Annotated in this window: 1 protein-coding gene and 1 pseudogene; both read right to left on the bottom strand. The window is 71.1% G+C overall.

The window, feature by feature from the left end; all coding sequences use genetic code 11:
• Positions 1-83: 83 nt before the first annotated feature.
• Positions 84-1,337: an MFS transporter gene (locus QH290_RS11250; RefSeq protein WP_280265190.1), complete on the bottom strand. Its 1,254-nt coding sequence runs from the start codon at positions 1,335-1,337 to the stop codon at positions 84-86.
• Positions 1,337-1,621, bottom strand: a pseudogene (locus QH290_RS11245) (MarR family winged helix-turn-helix transcriptional regulator); the annotation flags it as partial. The pseudogene QH290_RS11245 and the gene QH290_RS11250, both read right to left, overlap by 1 nt.

Below are 1,621 nucleotides of genomic sequence, written 5' to 3'. Positions count from 1 at the left end.
CCCCCCCCCCGCCCCGCCCCCCCCCCCCCCCCCCCCCCGCCCCGCCCCCCCCCCCCCCCCGGGGGCAGGGGACGTCGGGGTGGTCAGTCGTCGCCTACCGTGATGGCTGTGGCTTCGGCCTCGCTGTGCTCGGCCGGGTCGTGGTCGTCGACGTGGGCCAGGGCCGAGCGGCCTGCCAGCAGGACTAATACGCCGAGGGCGGTGCAGGCGGCGCCTACCCAGAACGGTAGTGACATTTGGTGTTCGCCGAGTTTGCCTGCGAGGAAGGGGGCGGCGGCGCCGCCGACGAAGCGGACGAAGCTGTAGGCGGCCGAGGCGGTCGAGCGTTCCACCGGCGCCGAGATCATCACGGCCTCGGTGATCAGCGTGTTGTTCACGCCGAGGAACAGCCCGGCCAGCACGGTGCACACGATCAGCACCGGCTTGTGGTCGGCCCAGATCGCCATCGCGGCCAGATCGGCCGCGAACAACGCCAGCGCCAGCGCGATCATTCGCACGGTGCCGAAGGCGCGCTGCAGCCGGGGCGCGAACACCACCGACGCCAGCGCCAGCATCAGGCCCCAGCCGAAGAAGATGAATCCGATCGCGTAGGTGCCCATGTCCAGCGGGAACGGGGTGTAGGCGAGCAGGGTGAAGAAGCCGTAGTTGTACAGCAGCGCAGTGATACTCACCAGCAGCAGGCCGGGAAAGCGAAGTGCCTTGAACGGCGCGACGATCGAGGTGTGATGGGTGGGCTTGGGCGTCTGCGGCAGCAGCACCACGATCGCGATGAACGCGATCGCCATCAGCACGGCAACGCCGAAGAACGGTGCGCGCCAACTGAATCCGCCGAGGAACCCACCGACCAGCGGCCCGGCGGCGATGCCGATGCCGAGCGCCGCCTCGTAGAGGATGATCGCCCGCGCCACCCCGCCGGTGGCGGCGCCCACGATGGTGGCCAGGGCCGTCGCGATGAACAGGGCATTGCCCAGCCCCCACCCGGCGCGGAAGCCGACGATCTGCCCGACCGTGCCGGAACTGCCCGCCAGCGCCGCGAACACCACGATGATCGCCAGGCCCGCGAGCAGCGTCTTCTTCGCGCCGAACCGGCTGGAGATCACGCCGGTGATCAGCATGGCCACGCCCGTCACCAGCATGTAGCTGGTGAACAGCAGCGTCACCTGCGAGGGCGAGGCGTGCAGCTGCTCGCCGATCGGCTTGAGAATCGGGTCGACCAGCCCGATGCCCATGAAGGCGATGACCGAGGCGAAGGCGACGGCCCACACCGACTTGGGCTGTGCGGATTTGGCGGGGGCAGGCGCGTCGGTGGCGGCGCGCGGCGAGAGAGTGGTGCTCATCAACGCTCCTGAATCGAATCTTCTCGATGCGCAGCCGATTTCAGGGCCTCGAGCAATTCGTCGAGCTCGTCGCTCAGCAGGGCGAGCCGGGCAACGTCGAAGCCGGGCAATCGCTGTGACATGGCGGTGCCGATCGCGCGGCGGGACGCGGCCAAGCGCGCGCGTCCCGCCGGCGTCGGCTCGACGCCCACGGCGCGGGGGTCGCCCGGGGCGGTGGGGCGGTCGGGCAGGCCCGCCGCGAGCCCCCCGGCGATAAGCGCCCTTGCCGGTGGCGGGGCGCACCC

The sequence above is a fragment of the Nocardia wallacei genome (genome assembly GCF_029869545.1).
Taxonomy (GTDB): Bacteria; Actinomycetota; Actinomycetes; order Mycobacteriales; family Mycobacteriaceae; genus Nocardia; species Nocardia wallacei_A.
Note: the sequence above shows the minus strand (reverse complement) of the source record. Positions and strands in the feature narration are given on the sequence as shown.